The sequence below is a fragment of the Rugamonas rivuli genome, from assembly GCF_009380165.1.
Lineage (GTDB): Bacteria > Pseudomonadota > Gammaproteobacteria > Burkholderiales > Burkholderiaceae_D > Rugamonas > Rugamonas rivuli.
In genome coordinates this window covers 376064-395707 of sequence record NZ_WHUF01000004.1, presented here as the reverse complement: position 1 = coordinate 395707, position 19644 = coordinate 376064, and the positions used below count along the sequence as shown (strand labels likewise).

Genomic DNA, 19644 nt, shown 5'->3' with positions numbered 1-19644 from the left:
GGCCATCGTCACGCGGCGAGCCAGTCGCGGTGCGGCAGGAAGTCGCTGTACAGCGCCGCTTCCGGGCTGCCCGCTTCGGGCTCCCAGCGATAGCGCCATTTGACGATGGGCGGCATCGACATCAGGATCGCCTCGGTGCGGCCGCCGGACTGCAGACCGAACAGCGTGCCGCGGTCGAACACCAGGTTGAACTCGACGTAGCGTCCACGGCGGTAAGCCTGGAAGTCGCGTTCGCGTTCGCCGTACGGCGTATCCTTGCGGCGTTCCAGGATGGGCTGGTAAGCCTTGAGGAAAGCATCGCCGGCGCTGCGCATCATGGCGAAGCTCTGGTCGAAACCCGCCTCGTTGTAGTCGTCGAAGAAAATGCCGCCGACGCCGCGCGCTTCCTGGCGGTGTTTCAGGTAAAAATATTCGTCGCACCACTTCTTGAAGCGCGGATGCAGCTCGTCGCCGAACGGCGCCAGCGCATCATGGCACACCTGGTGGAAGTGCTTCACGTCGGCGCGGTCGCCGTAGTAGGGCGTCAGGTCCATGCCGCCGCCGAACCACCACGCCGGTTCGCCGTCGGCGGTGGTCGTGGTGAAGAAGCGCACGTTCATGTGCACCGTCGGCGCATACGGATTACGCGGATGGATCACCAGCGACACGCCCATCGCTTCCCACGGCTGGCCGCCCAGATCAGGACGGTGCGCCGACGCCGATGGCGGCAGTTTCGCGCCCATCACATGCGAGAAGTTGACGCCGCCGCGTTCGATGACATTGCCTTCTTCGATCAGGCGCGAAATGCCGCCGCCGCCTTCGGGCCGGTCCCACGCGTCGCGCAGGAAAGGCTTGCCGTCGACGGACTCCAGCGCCTGCACGATGCGGTCTTGCAGATCGAGCAGGTAGGCCTTGACGGCTGCGGGATGCGGAACGGACGCCATCTTATCCTAATGCTTCAGGCCGCGCCAGCCGATATCGCGGCGGCACTGCATGCCGTCGAACGAAATCTGGTCGACCGTCTCGTAAGCCTGCTTCTGCGCCAGCTTGACGCTGTCGCCCAGGCCGACCACGCACAGCACGCGGCCGCCCGTGACCTGCAACTGGCCGCCCACTTCGGCGGTGCCGGCGTGGAAGGTCACGGATTCCGGCGTTTCGGCCGGGATGCCTTCGATCACGGCGCCCTTGAGCGGCGCGTCCGGATAGCCGGCGGCGGCCAGCACCACGCCAACGGCGGTGCGGCGGTCCCACTCCAGCTCGACCTGGTCCAGCGTGCCGTTGACGGCGTGTTCCATCACCGCCACCAGGTCGGTCTTCAGGCGCGACATGATAGGCTGCGTTTCAGGATCGCCCATGCGGCAGTTGAATTCCAGCGTGCGCGGATTGCCCTGGGCGTCGATCATCAGGCCGGCGTACAGGAAGCCGGTGAAGACGATGCCGTCCTTCGCCATGCCGGCGATGGTAGGGTTGATGATCTCGCGCATCACGCGGGCGTGCATGGCCGGCGTGACGATAGGGGCAGGGGAGTAGGCACCCATGCCGCCGGTGTTCGGGCCTTCGTCGTTGTCCTTCAGGCGCTTGTGGTCCTGGCTGGTGGCCAGCGGCAGGATGTTCTTGCCGTCGCACATGACGATGAAGCTGGCTTCTTCGCCTGCCAGGAATTCCTCGATGACGATGCGGGCGCCGGCGTCGCCGAAGCGGTTATCGGCCAGCATGTCGTCGACTGCCTGGTGCGCTTCTTCCAGCGACATCGCCACCACCACGCCCTTGCCGGCGGCCAGGCCGTCGGCCTTGATGACGATAGGTGCGCCGTTGGCGTCGATGTAGGCGTGCGCTTGCGCGACGTCCGAGAAGGTCTGGTACTTGGCGGTCGGGATGCCGTGGCGCTGCATGAAGGCCTTGGCGAAGTCTTTCGACGACTCCAGCTGTGCCGCTTCTTTCGTCGGGCCGAATACCTTCAGGCCGCGCGCGCGGAACAGGTTGACGATGCCGCCGGCCAGTGGCGTCTCAGGGCCGACCACGGTCAGGCTGATGTGCTCTTGCTCGACGAAGTTCGCCAGTTCATGCAGGTCCGTGATGTTGACGTTGACCAGGCGCGCATCGCGCGCCGTGCCGCCGTTGCCCGGAGCGACATACACCATCTGGATGCGTTCCGATTGCGCCAGTTTCCAAGCCAGCGCATGTTCACGGCCGCCGGAGCCGACTACCAATATTTTCATAATTCCTCAGTCTTCGATCAGCGTGTTGGAATAGACTTCCTGGACATCGTCCAGAGCTTCCAACGCGTCCAGCAGTTTTTGCATCTTGACGGCGTTATCGCCGGTGAACACGGTTTCGGTGGCTGGCTTCATGATGATCTCGGCCACTTCGGCCTTGAAGCCGGCGGCGTCCAGCGCATCCTTGACGGCGGCGAAGTCGTGCGGGCCGCACAGTACTTCGAAGCCGCCTTCTTCATCGGCCACCACGTCTTCGGCGCCGGCTTCCAGCGCCACTTCCATCAGCGCGTCCTCGTTGGTGCCGGGCGCGAACAGGAACTGGCCGCAGTGCTTGAACATGAAGGCGACCGAGCCTTCGTTGCCCATGTTGCCGCCGTTTTTGTTGAAGGCGTTGCGGACTTCGGCCACCGTGCGCACACGGTTGTCGGTCATGCAGTCGACGATGACGGCCGCGCCGCCCACGCCGTAGCCTTCGTAGCGTACTTCCTCGTAGGCTGCGCCGTCTTCGCCGCCGGTGCCGCGGGTGATCGCGCGCTGCACGTTGTCCTTCGGCATATTGGCGTCGGCTGCCTTGTCCACGGCCAGGCGCAGGCGCGGGTTGGAGGTCAGGTCGCCGCCGCCCATGCGCGCAGCAACGGTGATCTCCTTGATCAGGCGCGTCCAGATCTTGCCGCGTTTCGCGTCAGTTGCTGCTTTTTTGTGCTTGATGTTGGCCCATTTGCTGTGTCCAGCCATGTTCGATCTTCCTTCGGCGGTAAGTCATTGGTGTGCGGTGAGGGCGGTATTCTATCATAGGGGCCAACTCAAAACCTTTTCCATCACCTCTGGCAGCTCGATTTTCGTCACCCACGCGTCCATTTCCTTGACCAGGATGACGGCGCTGTTTTGTTGATCGATAGGCACCCATTCCGGGTTGTTTTGACGCATCAGGGCGATCACCGGCACGTGCACGGCGTTTGCCAGGTGCATGACCGCGGTTTCCACGGTGATGATCAGGCTGCACAGGGCGAGCACGGCCGGCAGCTGGAAGAAGCTCTCTTCCGCCGAGAACAGATGGGTATTGGGCGGCGCGGCGCTGGCATGCAGCGCGCGCGCGGCCTGCAGTTCTTCCGGAACAACGTTGACAACAAAGCCAGCCTCGCGCCACTGCGGGTGCTTGCGCATCTCCTTGATCAGCTCGAAGCCGCGCTCCAGCGGCCAGCAGCGCTCCTCGCCCTTGGAGTAGACATTGATGAAGACCACGTTTGCTGGCAATCCCCAGGCGGCGAACTGCTCGCGCGCGTAAGTGGTCCACTGGTCGGGAATGTGGATGGTCGGGTAGCGGTCCGCCTTGGGGATGTCGAGGCCGAAGGCGTGCGTGAACCATTGCGCGTAGATGTCGCTCACGTGCGGCACATTGTGTTCCTGCGACTCGTACAGCGGAATGGTGGCGTTGAATTTGAGGATGCTGAGCTTCTTGGACAATTCAAAGAAACGGTATTTCTGTTTTTTCAGGCCGACGATGAAGCCGCGCGGGCTGATCTCCCGCGTCAATCGCGCATAGCGGTGGCAAGCCATGTGCGTCAGCGACACCACCAGCGGGTAGTCCTCGCGCTGGGCCTTGGCGATGGATTGCGCATGCAGGGCGGGGCTGTAGTTCTGGGCGTAGACCTCGTCGATGTAGGGGCTGGCGGCGAGCCAGTCGTACAGCGAGTAGTTCTTCAGGTGCGGCCAGTCCGCCGGGTTGGCCGAGCGCCGGCGCTCATCGACCCACAGGTGGATTTCCAGATGCGGGTGGGCGCGCTTCAAAGCCTTGAAACACATTTGCATGTAAGTGAAGTCGCCGATCGCCATGTGCGTGACGACCAGGATTTTTTTGGCTTTTGCAAGCAGCGGAGCTGGGATCAGTTGGTTCAATTGGATGCGGTGCAGAAGTGGAAATTAAACTAAATGAACAGTTTAGCGTAAAGTCCACACTAGAGGCCTTCCTCCACTTTTTGTAGGGACGCTGTCATATCCTGCTGCTACGATTTATCTTTTAACATCATCGGCAACGCGGAGCAGACATGGACAGAAGGCAGTTTCTCAAGTACGGCAGCTTTATCACGGTATCGGTCGCCTCGGGCGCCGGACTGACAGCCTGTGGCGGCAGCAGCTCCGCATCCGCCGATGGCAGCGCCACCGATCTGCCGCTGGCCAGCGGCGCCTGGAAGTTCCCGCAGAGCGTAGCCTCCGGCGACCCGCGCAACGACAGCATCATGCTGTGGACCCGCGCCGTGCCGGCAGCGGCCGACGGCGTGGCCCCCGCGCCGACCGCATCGGACAGCGCGATCCGCCTGGTGATGACCGCCGCCGACAACAGCACGGCCCTGGGCAGCAGCACGGCCCTCAGCGGCGCCACCGTGGTCGACATCAAACTGCCTTTGCAGTCGCAATTTGACAACACCGTGCGCCACAAGGTCACGGGTCTGAATCCCAACACCGTCTACTTCTACCAGTTCGTCGCCGGCGACACGCGTTCCAACGTCGGCCGCTGCAAGACCGCGCCGGCCGCCGACGCCGACGTCTCGCAACTGCAGTTCGCCTACATGACCTGCCAGGACTGGAGCGTAAACCACTGGGGCGCGATGAGCAGCATCGTCGGCGAGAACCTCGACTTCATCGTCCATCTGGGCGACTACATCTACGAAACCGTAGGCGAAGACTTCCAGCTGGGCGCAGTGGAAACGCGCCACGACGCGCTCACGCTGCCGGACGGCGCCTTCAAGAGCGGCACTTCGGGCGCCAAGTACGCCACCACGCTGGCCGACTACCGCTACCTGTACAAAAAGTACCGCACCGATACGCGCCTGCAGGCGCTGCACGAGCGCTTCGCCTTCATCGCCATCTGGGACGACCACGAGTTCTCGGACGATGCCTGGCAGGATGCGCAGACCTACGACGGCACCTTCAGCATCACCGACGGCTCGGACCTGCACCAGACCGGCCGCCGCCGCAACGCCAACCAGGCGTGGTTCGAATACATGCCGGCCGACGTTAACCTCGACACCGCCACCACCAGCTTCCAGAACATCAAGATCTACCGCGACTTCCAGTTCGGTAAGCTGATGCAGCTGGTGATGACCGACGAGCGCCTGTACCGCAACGACCACGTGATTCCTGAGTCGGCGGTCAATCCGGCCACCGGTCTGCCGCTGGGCCGCATCGGCTCGCGCTACCTGGTGCCGCAGGACGTGTACAACACCGTGGAAGCGCAGAAGATGGCCGGCGCCACCACCATCGGCCTGGCCTCGCCGCTGGACACCGTGTCGATCCTGGGTTCGACCCAGCGCCAGTGGTGGATGGACAAGATGAAGACCGCCACCGCGACCTGGAAACTGTGGGGCAATGAAGTATCGCTGCTGCGCATGGGCCTGAGCGGCGTCGACGCCATCGCCACGCTGCTGGCGTTGAACGCGGTGCCGACCATCGCCGCATCGATCGGCAGCACCATCGCCGCGACCGGCGGCAACATCCCGCTGGCCGGCGCCATCGTCGCCGCTGCGACCGCTGGCGCCACGCCGGCGCTGGCGCAAGCCGGCGCCGTGGCTGCCTTCACCAGCTACTCGACCGGCGGCGACGCGGCGGCGCAAGGCGCGGCTGCAGTGGCGGCGGGCCTGAGCGCGGCGCAAGCCGGCATCGCAGTGGCCACCCTGAAGGCCATTATCGACGCCAATCGCGGCATCGCTGGCGCCACGCCGGCGCAGCTGGCGGCGGCCGGCGCGCAGACCATCGCCTTCGGCTACATCAAACCGGACATCCAGGCCAAGAAGGCTGATTCGGCCTTCGTCGCCGCGTCGGGCAAGAAGGCCCAGCTGGCGCCGTTCTTCGCGCGCTTCCTGCTCAACTGCGACCAGTGGGACGGCTACAACAGCGAACGCAAGGCGCTGATGGCTCACCTGAAAACCAACAGCATCGGCAACGTGGTGGCGATCACCGGCGACATCCACGCCTTCTTCGCCGGCACCGTCAACGACGACTTCGACGCCACCGGCGGCGGCACGCCGGTGATGGTGGACCTGGTCTCGGCGGGCATCAGCTCGGACTCGTTCTTCAGCTATCTGCGCGACGCCGCGTCGGCGCTGGGCGATATTGCGACGCTGGTGTCGTACCCGCTGGCGATCCCGGTCACGGGCCTGGGCACGTTGAGCATCTCGATCAACCTGCTGGACTACACCATGGGCAAGGCCGCGCCGACCGTGGCCAGCCTGCTGGAGCAGGTACGCGTGCAGGTGCGCGGCGCGCTGGGCGCCAAGGGCTTGCCGGAAGCGCAGCTGGATCCGACCACCAGCGCGGTGCTGGCCGGTTTGCAGGCCAACAGCGATTTCAACACTTCGCTGCTGGCGCTGGCGCAGCAGTTGTCCGGCCTGGGCAACAACCCGTGGATCAAGCATCTGAACACCGATGCGCAGGGCTTCACGCTGGTGACGCTCACCCCGGGCAAGCTGGTGGCGCAGTTCAAGCAGGTCAACAAGCTGGTAGGCGGCAACGCACCGACCAGCGTGGTAGCCCGCGTCACCACCGCCACCGTGACGGCTGGTGCGGCGGCTGTCGCTATCAGCTAGTCCCTAGTCATTCCCGCGAAAGCGGGAATCCATACGTCGCGTCCAGTCAAGCGCTCTATGGATTCCCGCCTGCGCGGGAAAGACGTTTTGAGCGCCGCCAGCGGCGCTGTCCGTTTGCCCGTACAATTCCGGTATGGACAAAAGCATCACGGACAGCGCGCCGGCGCGCGCCGCCTATTTGGGCGGCTTGGGTATCGCCATCGGCGGGGCGGTTCTGTTCTCCACCAAGGCGGTGGTGGCCAAGCTGCTGTACCGCTATCAGATCGACGCCGTCACCCTGATCGCCTTCCGCATGATCTTCTCGCTGCCGGTGTTCGCCGCCGTCGCGCTGTGGAAGATGCGCACCGAAGCGCCACTGTCCAACGCCGACCGCTGGCGGATTGTCGGCCTCGGACTGGTCGGCTACTACCTCTCCAGCTTCCTCGACTTCCTCGGCCTGCAATACATTTCGGTTGGCCTTGAACGGCTGATCCTGTTCCTGACGCCCACCTTCGTCCTGCTGATCTCTTCCACATTGCTCAAGCATCACATCAGCCGCAAGCAGTGGCTGGCGCTGCTGACCTCCTATTGCGGCATCGTCTTCGTCTTCCTGCATGACCTCAACAGCGGCAGCCGCAACGTGATGCTGGGCGCCACGCTGGTCACAGGTTCGGCCGCCGCCTACGCCGTCTACCTGCTGCTGTCGGGCGAAATGGTCAAGCGGCTCGGCGCGCTGCGGCTGGTGTCGTATGCGATGTGCGTCTCCAGCGCGGCCTGCATCGGCCAGTTCTTCCTGCTGCGGCCTGCGTCCGGCCTGGTCCAGCCGCTGCCGGTGTACGGCCTGTCGCTGGTCAACGGCATCCTGTGCACGGTGATGCCGGTGTTTATGACCATGGCCGCCGTCGAGCGCATCGGCCCCGGCACCGCCTCGCAGGCTGGTATGATCGGCCCCGTTTCCACACTGTTTTTGGGTGCGCTGCTGCTGGGCGAACCTGTCACCTCCTGGCAGTTGGGAGGCACCGTGCTGGTGCTGGCCGGGATATATCTGCTGTCAAAAAAATAGGATCAGAACATGAAAACCCGCATTGCCCTGATTGCCCACGACAAGAAAAAAGACGACATGATCGCGCTGGCCGGCGAGTACAAGGCCTTCCTCTCGACCTGCACGCTGACCGCCACCGGCACCACCGGCGGCCGCCTGGCCAATGAGCTGGGCCTGACGGTGGACCGCAAGCATTCGGGGCCCTTCGGCGGCGACCTGCAGATCGGCTCCATGCTGGTCGAAGGCGAGATCGATTGCGTGATCTTCCTGCGCGACCCGATGACGCCACAGCCGCACGAACCGGACATCAACGCCCTGGTGCGCGCCTGCGACGTGCACAACACGCCTTGCGCCACCAACGTCTCGTCGGCACACCTGGTGCTGTCGCAGCTGCAGTTGCGCGCCGCAGCGGCCTGACCAGCGCTACACTCTTCGCACACCGAATACAGCACACGCATACTGGAGGCAGACATGACCAAGGCAATCCGCATCAACCGCGTCGGCGGCCCGGAAGTGATGGAACTGGTGGACGTGGAACTGGGACCGCCCGGTCCCGGCGAAGCGCAGGTGCGCCATGAGGCGATAGGCCTGAACTTCATCGACGTCTACTTCCGCACCGGCCTGTATCCGCAGCCGCTGCCCGGTGGCCTGGGCATGGAAGGCGCGGGCGTGGTCGAAGCGGTGGGCGAGGGCGTGACCGAGGTGCAGGTGGGCGACCGCGTGGCCTACGCCGGCCGTCCTATCGGCGCCTATGCCGAGGCGCGCAATATGCCGGCCTCGCAGCTGCTGGTGCTGCCGGAGAAAATCGGCTTCGACACGGCGGCAGCGATGATGCTGCAAGGGCTGACGGTGCAGTACCTGTTCCACCGCACGGTGCCGCTGAAGGCCGGCGACACCATCCTGTTCCACGCGGCGGCCGGCGGTGTCGGGCTGATCGCCTGCCAGTGGGCCAAGGTGATGGGCGTGACGCTGATCGGCACCGTGGGCTCGGAAGAGAAGGCGGCGCTGGCCACCGAGAACGGCGCGCACCACGTCATCAACTACAACAAGGAAAACTTCACCGAGCGGGTGAAGGAGATCACCGGCGGCAAAGGCGTGTCGGCCGTATATGACTCGATCGGCAAGGACACCTTCATCGGTTCGCTCGATTGCTTGCAGCCGCTGGGCACGATGGTCAGCTTCGGCAATGCCTCCGGACCGGTGCCGCCGTTCAGCCTGGGCGAGCTGGCCAGCCGTGGTTCGCTGTTCATCACGCGGCCTTCGCTGATGTCCTACATGGCCAAGCGCGAAGATCTGGAAGCGGCGGCGAAATCGCTGTTCGGCGTGGTCGCCAGCGGCGAGGTCAAGATCGACATCCGCCAGCGCTACGCCTTGGCCGACGTGGCCCAGGCCCACACCGAGCTGGAAGCGCGCAAGACCACCGGCTCCTCCATCCTGCTGCCATAAAAACAAACCGGGGGCGCTGCCCCCGGAAGTTTAGCCTGCCGTCTTCGGCTCTATCGTCAGGTCGACCCTGCGCGGCACGCCGCTCTGGCCGGGGAAGCCGGTGAAGGCGCTCTGCACCAGTGCAGGCATCACGTGCGGCGTGGCTTGCACGCGGCTGGTGTTCTGCACCGTCACGTCGTACAGCTTGCGGCCGTCGGTGCCGTTGATGGTCACGCGCAGCTGGCGCTGGTATTCATGCTTGACGCGCTCTTCCACCACCAGCGGGCCGCCGTAGTAGCGGAACGGATCGTAGAAGTACGGACGATAACCCCAGCGCGAATAACCCCAGCCACCCCAGCCATAACGGCCGTAGCCCGGGCCCCAATACGGACCCATGAAGGGATCATCCGCCTCCAGCACCCGCACCGCATGGTCGATGGTGCTGAATTTCATGCTGACGAGCAACTTCGGCTGCTGGCCGTCGCCGGCCTGGCGGAAGCCCAGCTTGGCCAGTTCATTGCTCACGAGCACTTGATAGTTACGGTATTCCAGCGTGTCGTCCGCGCCCTGCGGGGCTTCGAACGCATAGGACTTGTCCTGGATGTCGGCAGGCCAGGCGTTGAAGGCGGTGACGTCGCTGTGGATGGTGGTGGCGCAGCCGCTCAGCAGCACCACGGCGGCAGTCGCCAGTATGGCAAGATATTTCATGATGTTGACCCTCTCGGTTCAGACGGTGTTTTCCAGTACTAAGTTTACGACGCTAGCCCCGGCCCTGCACGATTATTACAGATTGTTACGGCAAGGTGGAAACCAGCAACTTATCGGGCTTATTCCCGGCTTATCTGGCCCCCTTGCGGGCAATTCGCCCGTCCTCCTGCTGCCGGTATTGGTAAAATAGGCTTTTGCCTACGTCACCAGAGTCCACCAATGCGCACAGACAGCAGTCCACAGACGATATACCGCAAAGATTACACCGCTCCCGCCTATCTGGTCGAAACCGTTGAACTTGGCTTCGACCTCGACCCGGACCGCACCGTGGTCGCCAACCGCATCACGCTGCGACAGAACCCGGCCAGCCGGAGCCATGACATCGTGCTGCACGGCGAGGAGATCGAACTGGTGGCGCTGCGCATGAACGGCAAGCCGCTGGCGCCGACCGAATACCAGGTGGACGGCAGCACGCTGACCATCCGCAAGGCCCCGGCCAAGGTGGTGCTGGAAATCGAAACCCTGTGCGCGCCGGTGCAGAACACCACGCTGTCCGGCCTGTACGTCTCGAACGGCAATTTCTACACGCAGTGCGAGGCCGAAGGCTTCCGCCGCATCACCTATTTCCCCGACCGTCCGGACGTGATGGCCAAGTACACCGTGATGCTGCGTGCCGACAAGGCCGCCTATCCGGTGCTGCTGTCGAACGGTAACCTGATCGAGGAAGGTGAGCTGGGCGACGGCCGCCACTACGCCAAGTGGGAAGACCCGTTCAAGAAACCGTCCTACCTGTTCGCGCTGGTGGCCGCGCGCCTGGTGTGCCAGGAAGAGCGCTACACGCTGCAGTCCGGCCGCGAAGTGCTGCTGCAAGTGTGGGTGGAAGAGGGCAACCTCGACAAGACCGACTACGCCATGCAGTCGCTGAAGAATTCGATCCGCTGGGACGAGGAACGCTTCGGCCTGGAGCTGGACCTGGACCGCTTCATGATCGTCGCCGTCGGCGACTTCAACATGGGCGCGATGGAGAACAAGGGCCTGAACATCTTCAACACCAAGTTCGTGCTGGCCAACCCGCGCACCGCGACCGACATCGACTACGCCGGCATCGAAGCGGTGGTCGGCCACGAATACTTCCACAACTGGACCGGCAACCGCGTGACCTGCCGCGACTGGTTCCAGCTGTCGCTGAAGGAAGGCCTGACCGTGTTCCGCGACCAGGAGTTCAGCGCCGACATGATAGGCACCGACAGCGGCCGCGCCGTCACCCGCATCGACCAGGTGCGCACGCTGCGCCAGGCCCAGTTCCCTGAGGATGCAGGCCCGATGTCGCATCCGGTGCGTCCAGATTCCTTCGTCGAGATCAACAACTTCTACACCGTCACCGTGTACGAAAAGGGCGCCGAAGTCGTGCGCATGTACCAGACCCTGGTGGGCCGCGACGGCTTCCGCAAAGGCATGGACCTGTACTTCAAGCGCCACGACGGCCAGGCCGTTGAATGCGACGACTTCCGCGCCGCCATGGCCGACGCCAACGGCCGCGACCTGCGCCAGTTCGAGCGCTGGTACTCGCAGGCCGGCACGCCCATCGTCACGGCGCGCACGCGCTACGATGCCGTCAAGCGCCACTTCGACATCATCCTCAGCCAGCGCTGCCCGGCCTCCGCCGGCCAGGCCGACAAGCTGCCCTTCCACATTCCGGTGGCGGTTGGCCTGCTGAGCGCCAGCGGCAAGGATCTGCCACTGGTGCTGGAAGGCGGCAAGCACGCCAAGGGCGCGACCACGGTCGTGCTGGAGTTGACCGAGCAGGAGCAGATCTTCCGCTTCCGCCACGTCGACGAACGGCCGACGCCATCGATCCTGCGCGATTTTTCCGCGCCGGTGATACTCGAATACGATTACACCGACGACGAACTGCTGCACCTGTTCAGCCATGACAGCGACCCGGTCAACCGCTGGGAAGCGGGCCAGCGTCTGGCGATGGAACGCCTGTTGAAGCTGACCGCGCAAGTGGCGGCGGCCGGCGGCAGCGACGCCAACCTGAAACTGGATGCCACCTTCATCAACGCCCAGCGCGCCGTGCTGACCGACGAGACGCTCGACCCGGCCTTCCGCGAACTGGCGCTGATACTGCCGTCGGAAATCATCATCGCCGAGCAGATGGACGTGGTCGACCCGCAAGCGATCCACACCGCGCGCCAGTTCATGCGCCGCACCATCGGCGCGGCGCTCAAGCCCGAGCTGCTGGCGCAGTACCACGCCAACCAGACGCCCGGCGCCTACAGCCCGGACGCACTTTCGGCCGGCAAGCGCGCGTTGAAGAACCTGTGCCTGTCCTACCTGATGGTGGCGCCCGACATGGCGGAGCTGAAGCTCGCGCAGCAGCAGTTCGAAAAGGCCGGCAACATGACCGACCGTTCCGCCGCGCTGGTATCGATGATCCACAGCGGCGCGGAAGCGGGCCCGTACCTGAAGAACTTCTACGAAGACTTCGAAAGCGAAGCGCTGGTGATCGACAAATGGTTCGCCATGCAGGCCGCCGCACCGACCACCGACGTCGCCGCAGTACGCAAGCTGATGCAGCATCCGGCCTTCACGCTGAAGAACCCGAATCGCGCGCGCAGTTTGATCTTCAACTTCACCAGCAACAACCCGTCGCAGTTCCATGCGGCCGATGGCAGCGCGTATGAATTCTGGGCCGAGTTCGTGATCAAGCTCGATGCGATCAATCCGCAGGTAGCGGCACGCCTGGCGCGCGGCATGGACCGCTGGCGCCGTTACGCGCCGGCCCTGCAGGCGAAGATGAAACGCGCGCTGGAAAAAGTCGCCGGCCGCGCCAAGCTGTCGAACGACGTGCTGGAAGTGGTAACAAAAGCACTCGAAAACTAACGTCATTCCCGCGAAAGCGGGAATCCATGCTGACTATCCGCAGCCAATAAAAACAATCTAAACAGTTTATATTCACCTCAAGGGAAGCCATGAAACGCATCAGCCTCACACAATATCTGGTGGAAGAACAGCGCCAGAACAACTCGATCCCGGCCGAACTGCGCCTGCTGATCGAAGTGGTCGCGCGCGCCTGCAAAACCATCAGCCACTCGGTAGGCAAGGGCGCGCTGGGCGAAGTGCTCGGCACCGCCGACACCGAAAACATCCAGGGCGAAGTGCAGAAAAAGCTGGACATCATCTCCAACGAAATCCTGCTGGAAGCGAACGAATGGGGCGGCCACCTGGCGGCGATGGCGTCGGAAGAGATGGAATCCATCCACCCGATTCCGAACCGTTATCCAAAAGGCGAATACATGCTGCTGTTCGACCCATTGGACGGCTCGTCGAACATCGACGTCAACGTCTCCATCGGCACCATCTTCTCCGTGCTGAAGGCGCCGGATGGCATGGGCCAGCCGACCGAAGCGGACTTCATGCAGGCAGGTAGCAAGCAAGTGGCAGCAGGCTACGCCGTGTACGGCCCGCAGACCATGCTGGTGCTCACCACCGGCAACGGCGTCAACTGCTTTACCCTGGACCGCGAGATGGGTTCGTGGGTGCTCACCCAGCGCAACATGCAGATCCCGGCCAAGACCAAGGAATTCGCGATCAACATGTCGAACCAGCGCCACTGGCATCCGCCGGTGCAGCGCTACATCAGCGAACTGCTGGCCGGCGACACCGGCCCACGCGGCACCAACTTCAACATGCGCTGGATCGCCTCAATGGTAGCGGACGTGCACCGCATCCTGAACCGCGGCGGCATCTTCATGTACCCGGCCGACACGCGCGACACGTCGATGCCAGGCAAGCTGCGTTTGATGTATGAGGCGAATCCGATGGCCTTCATCGTCGAACAGGCAGGCGGCGCGGCCACCGACGGCCAGACCCGCATCATGGACATCCAGCCGCACAAGCTGCACCAGCGCGTGCCGGTGTTCCTGGGTTCGCGGGATGAAGTGGCGGTGGTGACGGGCTACCACGCAGGCTGAGAAGCTTCAAAATCGCACAAAGCAATGACATTTTTGCAGCATGGCTAAAATTTATCGTGTTGGGACTAGCGTGTAGCAAGAAATATTTGTTAGAATGTGCGACTTCGCCGCTTTAGCTCAGTTGGTAGAGCAGTTCATTCGTAATGAAAAGGTCGCCAGTTCGATTCCGGCAAGCGGCACCAGAACACAGCAGTAAGAAATACCAAGAAGTACCGAAACCCGCTTTCCTCATAGGAGAAGCGGGTTTTTTTGTTGTCCCAATTTTCCGAAGGGGTAGCATGAAATTTGGGAGAGATGTGGGAATTTTGCGGGCAACGACCTGTATTTCCTCTAGGTAAATCCCTCACAATGGGAGGTTTCCATGGTACTCACAGAGGCATTTTTCCGGAAGTCCAAGCACTCAGGCGCACCGAGCGGGGGAAAACACAGCGACGGTCGTGGTCTTTAGCCGCTGCCTCGAACGTAGCGCGGATCGACGCGCTGAGCCAGCAGGTTGAACGTTTACGGCAGACGAAGCTGAGCAGCGCGGAAGAACTGGCCGCGATCTTGGAGCCACTGGCGCAGGCCATGGCCGCGCTGACGGACGAGACGCGCGCAAGCCTGGTGCAGAGCAACCAGCGCAGCTTGCAGTGCTCAATATTCTTTGAGGAATCACAATTTTGACGCTAAGCGCTTGACATCACGCCGCGACCGGAAAATCTATACTGTTGTAGATTACAATATTCCAAGGGCATAGCGACCATTTTAATTCTCATGGATAGGTAACGCCTGAACCCATGCCCTACTGAACGGAGATAGTAATGCCACTAGTACAGGATAGCCCGCTGGTAATTTCAATCGCTACCAAGGTTCTCGATATCGAAACTAACGATGGCCGGTTTGAAAACTTCTGCCGTGAGGCTGTAAGCGCCATGGAGGGGGGGGCGTTAATTCTGAGTACGTCAGCGTCCTGGGATCTGGGGCGTGACGGGGTTGGCTACGGGCGAGCTGACGGGATCTACCTGTGTGCAAGTCTACGTGACGACGTGGACGCTAAGGCACTTAGCGACATCGAAAGAATTAGCTCAAAAGCGGCAAATATTAAGCGCGTATATTTTTGCTCTAGCCATGAACTTAGCGAACATAGGCGAAATGAGATAGCTGCAGCGCTTGAGGCCGAAGTTGAACATAAATTTTCAATTACCGTTTGCGGTAGTAGACAGTTAGTTGAAGCGGTTGCGTCTAACGTAGAAATCCTGAATCGGTTCTACGGCGCCGAGATTGAAGACTGCATTCGTGTTATCACTGAAAGAGATGAAAAAAACCATGATGTACGTGGGTTAAAGCTTGCCCTCATTTCATTGGACGAGGATTCAGTCGCAGTAAGATCGCACATCTATCGTTCCGTTATCCTTGAGATCTTAGGATCGGATGGTGCTATCACCATTGAAGGCCTTGCCAAGCGAATTTCTGATCGGTTGCATCTGTCTAGTGTAATCGCGAAAGAGGCTCTGGTAGCCCCTGTTTCAATGCTCTCTGCTGATGGTGTGATCTCAAATGATCAGCGATTAATTAAGATTACTGAGGCTGGGAAAAGCGAACTGGTGCAGAACACGGCAGACGCGGCTACGAGGCTGCTGGATGGTCGCGCAGTCATTCGAAGTGCTATAGAAAATGCGATTGGTGGTCGTCTTGCAGAAGACCACTACAGCAAAATCTGGAGCATCTTTCAGGACCGACTTGTCGCTTACTTTATTTCCCGAGGGGAGACGCTAGTCTTTGAGGTCAGTGAACTTCTTGGCTTAGACGCGACTGGTGAAAAGCCGGAATCAATCAGACCATTTTCGTTTGTTGAGGAGGTGGCTAAAGCAGTTGCGGATACGAGCTCGTCTTCGCAGCAGAGAATTGAACTGGATCAAGCGATAAAGGACATATTCTTAGAACGAACGGGCCCTGCAGCGGAGTGGTTAGTTCGTCTTTGCATGAGTTTTATCGCTGCTTGTACTTTGGGGATGGAACACTCCGCTGGTCAAGAGATCGAGCGCGTCTTGCGAAAGACGAGCCTGGTTCTGGACACCGATGTCGTCCTCTCGCTGTTGGGAGAGGGCGAAATTGACCATGAAGGCGTTACCGCAATTGTGGATCGTTGGCGAAGGATTGGTGGAAAAATTCTTGTTGCCGAGCCGGTCTTGGAAGAAACGGCGTATCACGCTTCCATTGCACACTTTGACTACGATCAGGTACGCCATTGGTTGCCAGGGGCCCCGCATGAGCGTCAGCAACTTATCGAGAATGTCTTTGTTCGCTCGTTTGCAGAAATGCTCACGAAGGATGCTAAACCGAGTCATTGGGGAAGATATATTGCCCAATATGTTGGAACTTCAAATTATGACTGGTCAAAGGTCTTCGATGATCTACGTGCAAATTACAACATAGAAAAGCTTCCCGCCCGGAGGACTACCGATGCTGCTCTAGAGGAGCGTGTTCGCAAGTTTCTAATCGAGCAGAAGCAGGCGGTGTCCATTACTGATACCGCCCTAAGAAACTTGCATGATAAAGCCCGTCGTGATGCTCAGCTTTATGCTGCAATGGTTTCTTATATTCGATATTTGAGGGATATGGATACATCTTCCACTTGCCTGCTCATGAGCTCTGCGCGAAGACTTGCTGTCGCGGAGAGCGAGTTCAAGGAGGCTGCGGAACCTGAGCTGGTTACATCTATTTCCACTGTGCTGCAGTTACTGACCTTGGCTCCGAATGTTCGGCTCGGAGCAACGGCTATGAAGGCGTTTCTTTTCGACGAACGCCCTATTGGTTTTACGTCCGCATTTGAGCGCACCGTGATGCGGATTCTTCACGCAAGTGATGAGGCGTCAGTTCCTTGGGCTAAACGTGGTGCCATGATGAGGGAAGTACGTCAAAAGCTGATGCAAAATGCTAAAAGCCAAGGCGAGAAAATGCGGCCTGATGAGTTGGAACGTCGCGCCCTTTATCCTGAAAATCAAGCCAACACCATTCAGATGATTAAGCAAGCCTTTGATGCAGTTGCTTTGGATACTGAGATGGCTAAACAAAACACGGATTTGAAGAAGCGCGTTGCCGAGCTTGAGGATAAGTTGCGGCGCACGACAGAATCTAACCGGAATGCAAAACCACCGAAGCGCAGATGAGCAGAATTTTGATGACCACATTTCTTTAAAGTACTGGTGTGGAATCGAACGGGCGAGCGTTTTTACAAGTGGGGGATTTGGTAGGGGTTTGACCTTTTTTCATAGAGAATTCGATCCCGGCAAGCGCACCAGAATTAGCAAAAAAACGCTTTTATCTCTGGGAGGAACGGGTTTTCTGTTGTCTTTGCGGGGGCTAGGGAGGTTGGCGTCACGCGATGAGGACTTGGGTCTGTCCTGGCGTGCGTCGAGTGTTCTTCCTCACCACTATATCGACATCGTAGCCGAGCCGGTTCAGGTACTCGATCATCTTGGCCTGGCTGATGCCACGGAACTTGCCGCGCAGCAGATCGGAGAGTTTAGGTTGCGATATGCCAAGTAGTTCGGCCGCGCGTTGCTGTGTCAGGCGCCGACTCTTCAGGGCCAGCGCGATCTCCAGCACGAGCCCCGCCTTTACAATCATTTCGCCGGCATCCGGGCGGCCGAGGTCGGCGTAGGCATGGTCACTGCCTGCTTCGATGGAAATTTTATCGATGATTTCGGGTGTATTCATGCTGAGGGATCATTTTCCAGGGCTACCACGGCCTTCAGACGAGCCGCGATCAGTTCCATGTCCTGTTATCGGAAGCTCCACTTACTTATCGCGACCAGGGCCGTATGGCATCTGTCTCGATATCTCCAACTTCTCGAATCCTCGCCCGCTCGGCAGCGTATCGCGCGCGGCTGGCTCCAGTGATTGCCCATCGGCGGCGGAGTAGCGGTAGACCAGATATCTTGAGGCCACCTCATGGCCAATGTTGGGAATGACTAACTGCATCTCCCTTGAGTTGACATACAGCCAGCGTGGCAGTGCCTTCTCGGAAAAGTCGATGCGTTCGAGACGATGGCTGACAGGGTTCTTCCGCACCACCGCTCCCTTGAGATAGGGCGGGCCGTAGCTGATGGCAAAGACGAGTGAACGATCGACGCATTTCGCCAGGGCGACGTTGCCGATAACGTCTGTGTCGGGCATATCGTCAAATGCCGTTCCAACGGCCCCGTCTATCTTCAGATGAAACCGATTACCCTCAACCGTAGGCTCCGCCAGCAAAGCCACTTGCGATCCGTCATCGAGCTGGCAGGAGCGCACTAGCGTGAGCTGCGTTGCGTTTGCCGTTGCAGCGAAGAGCAGCAGGCCGAGTGTCGTTAGACGCACTATCATTTCACCATATCGCGCAATATTTGCATGTTGGTGGGATCGTCATGCAGGCGTGCGGCGCTTGCGCTGATCTTCTTGTAGTAGATGCCATTTGAAAGGCCTCGATAGCGTGCATAGGCGGCCGCGACTGTCGGTGACGTGTCCAACCAGTATTGCATATATTCGCTGCCAAGTTGGATATTGGTCGCTTCGTCGAATATGGCGGCGCTGTCGTACATGGCAGATCCTTCGGCGAACGCGGCCTTGGTTTGGGCGTCACTGGGCATATGGCCTAGTTCTTTCTGCTTCCTGTACTTGAACACCTGTTGAACCCCTTGCCGTTGCATCTGCATGAGCCCGTGTGCATCTTGCCTGGCGCCGGCACGGGCGTCAAAGCGCGACTCCATGTAGATCTGGCAGATGATCAGGTCGGTGTTGAGCGTGGACTTGTTATTGGCTTCGACAAGCGAGCGAATCTGGGCCAGGCGCGCTGAGTCGTCTGTCGCCGGCGCAAGTTGTGCGGTTTGAGCTTTGGTTGCTGGTTTCGGTTCCATGTGATCGCTCCTGGAAGGGATGAGTCGAGAGCGCGGTGTGGCTGGAAGTCGAATTTAACAGCGCGCAAAGCGCGAGCTTTTGATCGCTCGCAAAGTTGGCGTGTTGTTGTGGCGGGGGCTTCAGAAGAGCTGGCTAAGAATTATATAAACGATATAAATCATACGAGATTAAGCTGGCGTAACTTGTGTATCAACTGGACCACGTTGTGCACCTGCAGTTTGCGCATGACGTTTTCCCTGTGCTTGTCGACGGTTTTGGCCGACAGGTTCAGCTGTGCCGCGACATCGGTGCTGGCGTAGCCCTGGTAAATCAGCTGTACCGTCTGCAGCTCGCGCGCCGTCAACAGCTCGTTGCAGGTGGCGATCTGCTGCTGCACCGCGTCGCTGAGCACCGTCCTGCCATCCATCACCTGCGCGATGCAGCGCAATAACTCCGGGCCGGAGCAATCCTTGAGCAACACCGCATCCGCCCGGGCATCCCGCAACTGCTTGAGAACAATCCCCGATTGCGTGCCGGTCAGCGCGATCACTTTCAACTCCGGATAGCGCTGCTTGCAATACCCCAGCATCGCCGACGACTCGCCCCCAGGCATGTGGTAGTCGAGTATCAGCAAGTCGATCGCCTGCTGTTGCAGCGCCGGCTGTACCTGATCCAGGCTGGCGACCTCGGCCACAACCCGCATCCCCTCCTGGCTCTGCAGCAGCAATTTCAGCCCTTGCCGGAATATGGTGTGATCGTCTGCCAGCAGGATGTTCATAAAGATGACTATCGGAAACGGTGATAGAATAATGATAACATCTTCGGGGGCGTCATTGTTTTCCAGATTCTTCACATCAGGCTTATTGGCGGTGCGCCTT

Annotated in this window: 17 protein-coding genes and 1 tRNA gene; 9 read left to right on the top strand and 9 right to left on the bottom strand. The window is 60.6% G+C overall.

Features of this window, described 5'->3' with window-relative positions:
• Window positions 1–8: 8 nt before the first annotated feature.
• Genes hemF through GEV01_RS16755 form a run of 4 tightly spaced genes read right to left on the bottom strand, consistent with a single transcriptional unit; the run spans window position 9 to window position 4091 of the window.
• A complete protein-coding gene (hemF, locus tag GEV01_RS16770) occupies window positions 9–923 on the bottom strand; it encodes an oxygen-dependent coproporphyrinogen oxidase (RefSeq protein WP_152806456.1) in 915 nt (304 codons plus the stop codon).
• A 6-nt stretch (window positions 924–929) separates the two neighbouring features.
• Window positions 930–2198 (bottom strand): phosphoribosylamine--glycine ligase, encoded by a 1269-nt coding sequence (gene purD, locus GEV01_RS16765; RefSeq protein ID WP_152806454.1) that lies wholly within the window; start codon window positions 2196–2198, stop codon window positions 930–932.
• Window positions 2199–2204: 6 nt separating this feature from the next.
• On the bottom strand, window positions 2205–2930 hold the full coding sequence (locus tag GEV01_RS16760) for a YebC/PmpR family DNA-binding transcriptional regulator (protein WP_008451763.1): 726 nt from the start codon (window positions 2928–2930) through the stop codon (window positions 2205–2207).
• Between the two features lie 54 nt (window positions 2931–2984).
• Window positions 2985–4091, bottom strand: coding sequence for a glycosyltransferase family 9 protein (locus tag GEV01_RS16755; protein WP_235914397.1), 1107 nt, complete (start codon window positions 4089–4091; stop codon window positions 2985–2987).
• Between the two features lie 149 nt (window positions 4092–4240).
• Here GEV01_RS16755 and GEV01_RS16750 point away from each other — a divergent pair, with 149 nt between their 5' ends.
• The 4 genes from GEV01_RS16750 to GEV01_RS16735 all read left to right on the top strand — a co-directional run bounded on the left by GEV01_RS16750 (window position 4241) and on the right by GEV01_RS16735 (window position 9245).
• Complete coding sequence (locus tag GEV01_RS16750; RefSeq protein ID WP_152806452.1) at window positions 4241–6778, top strand: alkaline phosphatase D family protein; 2538 nt, start codon at window positions 4241–4243, stop codon at window positions 6776–6778.
• Between the two features lie 133 nt (window positions 6779–6911).
• On the top strand, window positions 6912–7820 hold the full coding sequence (locus GEV01_RS16745) for a DMT family transporter (protein WP_008451759.1): 909 nt from the start codon (window positions 6912–6914) through the stop codon (window positions 7818–7820).
• A 9-nt stretch (window positions 7821–7829) separates the two neighbouring features.
• Complete coding sequence (locus GEV01_RS16740) at window positions 7830–8216, top strand: methylglyoxal synthase (RefSeq protein ID WP_152806450.1); 387 nt, start codon at window positions 7830–7832, stop codon at window positions 8214–8216.
• A 54-nt stretch (window positions 8217–8270) separates the two neighbouring features.
• On the top strand, window positions 8271–9245 hold the full coding sequence (locus GEV01_RS16735) for a quinone oxidoreductase family protein (protein WP_070360935.1): 975 nt from the start codon (window positions 8271–8273) through the stop codon (window positions 9243–9245).
• A 30-nt stretch (window positions 9246–9275) separates the two neighbouring features.
• Here the strand turns inward: GEV01_RS16735 and GEV01_RS16730 are convergent, their stop codons facing one another.
• Window positions 9276–9932, bottom strand: a complete 657-nt coding sequence (locus GEV01_RS16730) for a DUF4136 domain-containing protein (protein ID WP_152806448.1) — start codon at window positions 9930–9932, stop codon at window positions 9276–9278.
• 219 nt (window positions 9933–10151) lie between these two features.
• On the opposite strand from GEV01_RS16730, the gene pepN reads away from it, so the two are divergent.
• From pepN to GEV01_RS16705, 5 genes are all read left to right on the top strand, one after another.
• Window positions 10152–12818, top strand: coding sequence for an aminopeptidase N (gene pepN / locus GEV01_RS16725; RefSeq protein ID WP_152806446.1), 2667 nt, complete (start codon window positions 10152–10154; stop codon window positions 12816–12818).
• An 89-nt stretch (window positions 12819–12907) separates the two neighbouring features.
• Window positions 12908–13909, top strand: a complete 1002-nt coding sequence (locus GEV01_RS16720) for a class 1 fructose-bisphosphatase (protein ID WP_008451744.1) — start codon at window positions 12908–12910, stop codon at window positions 13907–13909.
• A 106-nt stretch (window positions 13910–14015) separates the two neighbouring features.
• A tRNA-Thr gene (locus GEV01_RS16715) sits at window positions 14016–14091 on the top strand.
• Window positions 14092–14203: 112 nt separating this feature from the next.
• Entirely contained in the window at window positions 14204–14572 is a 369-nt protein-coding gene (locus GEV01_RS16710) for a hypothetical protein (RefSeq protein ID WP_152806444.1), read from the top strand.
• A 137-nt stretch (window positions 14573–14709) separates the two neighbouring features.
• Complete coding sequence (locus GEV01_RS16705; protein ID WP_152806442.1) at window positions 14710–17058, top strand: hypothetical protein; 2349 nt, start codon at window positions 14710–14712, stop codon at window positions 17056–17058.
• Between the two features lie 208 nt (window positions 17059–17266).
• Here the strand turns inward: GEV01_RS16705 and GEV01_RS16700 are convergent, their stop codons facing one another.
• The 4 genes from GEV01_RS16700 to GEV01_RS16685 all read right to left on the bottom strand — a co-directional run bounded on the left by GEV01_RS16700 (window position 17267) and on the right by GEV01_RS16685 (window position 19544).
• Window positions 17267–17608, bottom strand: a complete 342-nt coding sequence (locus GEV01_RS16700; protein WP_152806440.1) for a helix-turn-helix domain-containing protein — start codon at window positions 17606–17608, stop codon at window positions 17267–17269.
• 81 nt (window positions 17609–17689) lie between these two features.
• A complete protein-coding gene (locus GEV01_RS16695; protein ID WP_152806438.1) occupies window positions 17690–18256 on the bottom strand; it encodes a hypothetical protein in 567 nt (188 codons plus the stop codon).
• On the bottom strand, window positions 18253–18786 hold the full coding sequence (locus GEV01_RS16690; protein ID WP_152806436.1) for a transglycosylase SLT domain-containing protein: 534 nt from the start codon (window positions 18784–18786) through the stop codon (window positions 18253–18255). The genes GEV01_RS16695 and GEV01_RS16690 overlap by 4 nt, the downstream gene beginning before the upstream one ends.
• 158 nt (window positions 18787–18944) lie before the next feature.
• Entirely contained in the window at window positions 18945–19544 is a 600-nt protein-coding gene (locus tag GEV01_RS16685; protein WP_217428424.1) for a response regulator, read from the bottom strand.
• Window positions 19545–19644: the final 100 nt, after the last annotated feature.

Excerpts from the sequence above, each read along its gene's own strand:
- hemF (WP_152806456.1), bottom strand. The coding sequence starts at position 923 with ATGGCGTCCGTTCCGCATCCCGCAGCCGTCAAGGCCTACCTGCTCGAT.
- purD (WP_152806454.1), bottom strand. The coding sequence starts at position 2,198 with ATGAAAATATTGGTAGTCGGCTCCGGCGGCCGTGAACATGCGCTGGCT.
- GEV01_RS16760 (WP_008451763.1), bottom strand. The coding sequence starts at position 2,930 with ATGGCTGGACACAGCAAATGGGCCAACATCAAGCACAAAAAAGCAGCA.
- GEV01_RS16750 (WP_152806452.1), top strand. The coding sequence starts at position 4,241 with ATGGACAGAAGGCAGTTTCTCAAGTACGGCAGCTTTATCACGGTATCG.
- GEV01_RS16745 (WP_008451759.1), top strand. The coding sequence starts at position 6,912 with ATGGACAAAAGCATCACGGACAGCGCGCCGGCGCGCGCCGCCTATTTG.
- GEV01_RS16740 (WP_152806450.1), top strand. The coding sequence starts at position 7,830 with ATGAAAACCCGCATTGCCCTGATTGCCCACGACAAGAAAAAAGACGAC.
- GEV01_RS16735 (WP_070360935.1), top strand. The coding sequence starts at position 8,271 with ATGACCAAGGCAATCCGCATCAACCGCGTCGGCGGCCCGGAAGTGATG.
- GEV01_RS16730 (WP_152806448.1), bottom strand. The coding sequence starts at position 9,932 with ATGAAATATCTTGCCATACTGGCGACTGCCGCCGTGGTGCTGCTGAGC.
- pepN (WP_152806446.1), top strand. The coding sequence starts at position 10,152 with ATGCGCACAGACAGCAGTCCACAGACGATATACCGCAAAGATTACACC.
- GEV01_RS16720 (WP_008451744.1), top strand. The coding sequence starts at position 12,908 with ATGAAACGCATCAGCCTCACACAATATCTGGTGGAAGAACAGCGCCAG.
- GEV01_RS16710 (WP_152806444.1), top strand. The coding sequence starts at position 14,204 with ATGTGGGAATTTTGCGGGCAACGACCTGTATTTCCTCTAGGTAAATCC.
- GEV01_RS16705 (WP_152806442.1), top strand. The coding sequence starts at position 14,710 with ATGCCACTAGTACAGGATAGCCCGCTGGTAATTTCAATCGCTACCAAG.
- GEV01_RS16700 (WP_152806440.1), bottom strand. The coding sequence starts at position 17,608 with ATGAATACACCCGAAATCATCGATAAAATTTCCATCGAAGCAGGCAGT.
- GEV01_RS16695 (WP_152806438.1), bottom strand. The coding sequence starts at position 18,256 with ATGATAGTGCGTCTAACGACACTCGGCCTGCTGCTCTTCGCTGCAACG.
- GEV01_RS16690 (WP_152806436.1), bottom strand. The coding sequence starts at position 18,786 with ATGGAACCGAAACCAGCAACCAAAGCTCAAACCGCACAACTTGCGCCG.
- GEV01_RS16685 (WP_217428424.1), bottom strand. The coding sequence starts at position 19,544 with ATGAACATCCTGCTGGCAGACGATCACACCATATTCCGGCAAGGGCTG.